Source organism: Corynebacterium sp. KPL2850 (assembly GCF_040225855.1).
GTDB lineage: Bacteria > Actinomycetota > Actinomycetes > Mycobacteriales > Mycobacteriaceae > Corynebacterium.
This window is the reverse complement of sequence record NZ_JBEHFV010000065.1, coordinates 1-1,923: the sequence shown is the minus strand read 5'-3', so window position 1 is coordinate 1,923 and position 1,923 is coordinate 1. Positions and strand designations below refer to the sequence as shown.

The window sequence follows — 1,923 nt, the reverse complement described above, 5'->3', positions numbered from 1 at the left end:
GCGCATAAGTGACTGCAGTATATTCCTATGAGGGGTATGTCAGGGAAGCAACGGAGGGCGAACATCTACCCCAAACGGGGTGAATCTTTCAGAGAAATATCTGCAGGTCGTTAGGCAGATTAATATAGTGCGATGTTTCACGTATAATGGCCGATTTGTGAATTAGGCCTCTGAGTGGTCGTATTATGTTATGACAAATAAGGAACCAGAGGCGGAGGATCGAACCTCCGCACCCGCTGCTTCGAGCGGGGAGCGTACATTTTTCGGCCACCCGTGGGGGCTGGCTAACCTGTTCGGTGTGGAAATGTGGGAGCGATTCAGCTTCTACGGCATGCAGTCCATCGTGCTGCTGTACATGTACTACGCAACTACCGATGGCGGCTTGGGCCTCGACCGCGGCGATGCGACGTCGATCGTCGGTGCCTACGGCGGTTTGGTGTACATGGCGTGCCTGCTGGCATCGTTGGTAGCTGACCGCATCCTCGGTGCGGAACGCACCCTGTTCTACTCTGCAGTCATGGTGATGGCTGGACACCTCGTCTTGGCCTTCATCCCTGCCGTAACAGGCCTGGCTATCGGCCTGATCCTCATCGCCGTTGGTTCCGGTGGTGTGAAGACCACCGCTTCGGTGGTGCTGGGCTCGCTGTATAGTCGCGACGATCCTCGCCGTGACGGCGGCTTTTCCGTCTTTTATATGGGCGTTAATATTGGTGCCCTCTTTGGTCCGCTTCTTACCACCGCAATGTGGGGCTGGAAGGGCTTCCACTGGGGCTTCGGCATCGCTGCCGTCGGTATGGCGCTAGGCCTTATCCAGTACACCGCCATGCGTAAGACCACCATTAAGGATGCCGGCCATGACATTCCGAACCCGGCGGACTCCAAGCAGCGCCTGATGGGCCTTGGTGCGATTGTCGTCGCCATCCTCGTCATGGTCATCGGCCTGGGTACCGGAATCATCAAGGTGGAGTGGCTGTCCAATATCGTCACTGCTGTTGCCCTGATCGCCGCCGTCTACTTCTGGATTCAGATGTACACCTCTGATTTGGTGAGCCGGAAAGAAAAGAACCGCCTCTTGGGCTTTATTCCGATGTTCATCTCCGGTGTGCTGTTCTTCGGTATCTTCCAGCAGCAATTCACCGTGATGACCATTTACGCCGATGTGCGCCTAGACCGCCACATCTTTGGTATCGAGATCCCGCCGTCATTGGTGCAGTCCATTAACCCGATTTTCATCGTTATCTTCTCTGCAATCTTCGCAGCTATGTGGACGAAGCTTGGTGACCGTCAGTGGTCCACGCCGGTGAAGTTCGGCGTGGCCAATATCATCATCGGTATTTCGCTCTTTTTCTTCCTGCCGTTCTCTGGCTCGGGCGCAAACTCCACGCCAATGTATGTCATTATCTGGATCCTCTTCCTGTTCACCATGGGTGAGCTGATGCTGTCACCAGTGGGTAACTCCCTGGCCACCAAGGTGGCGCCAGAGGCGTTCCCGTCGCGCATGATGGCCGTGTGGATGATGGCCGTGGCCATGGGTACCGCGCTTGCCGGTTCGCTGGCTAGCTTCTACAACCCAGAGGATGCGGGTGCAGAAAACACCTTCTTTATTTCCTTGGGTGTCGTCTCCATCGCACTGGGCATCGTTCTGCTCGTGCTGAGCCGCTGGGTGGTCAAGAAGTTTGCTACCTTCCGCTAAAAAGGGAAACTAAAGCCTGTATTTCGAGAGGTGCGTTGGTGTTAAGCCGGCGCACCTCTCTTAGTGTTTTCTGCCACGGTATTAAAGGCAGAAAATAGATTAGGTTTCCTAAAAATTGCTGGTAAACCGTATATTTTCGACAAGCGACTAACGCGGACCTGACCCCCAGATGGTGGACACCTTGAAACCAGCATCTCGCTGGGGAAGTGAGGTACCTTTCCACCATGCCA

The 1,923-nt window shown here is 54.9% G+C and carries 1 protein-coding gene; it reads left to right on the top strand.

What is annotated here, in order from left to right; genetic code table 11:
- The first annotated feature begins 190 nt into the window (after nucleotides 1-190).
- Complete coding sequence (locus ABRP93_RS11545; protein WP_349852841.1) at nucleotides 191-1,693, top strand: peptide MFS transporter; 1,503 nt, start codon at nucleotides 191-193, stop codon at nucleotides 1,691-1,693.
- Nucleotides 1,694-1,923: the final 230 nt, after the last annotated feature.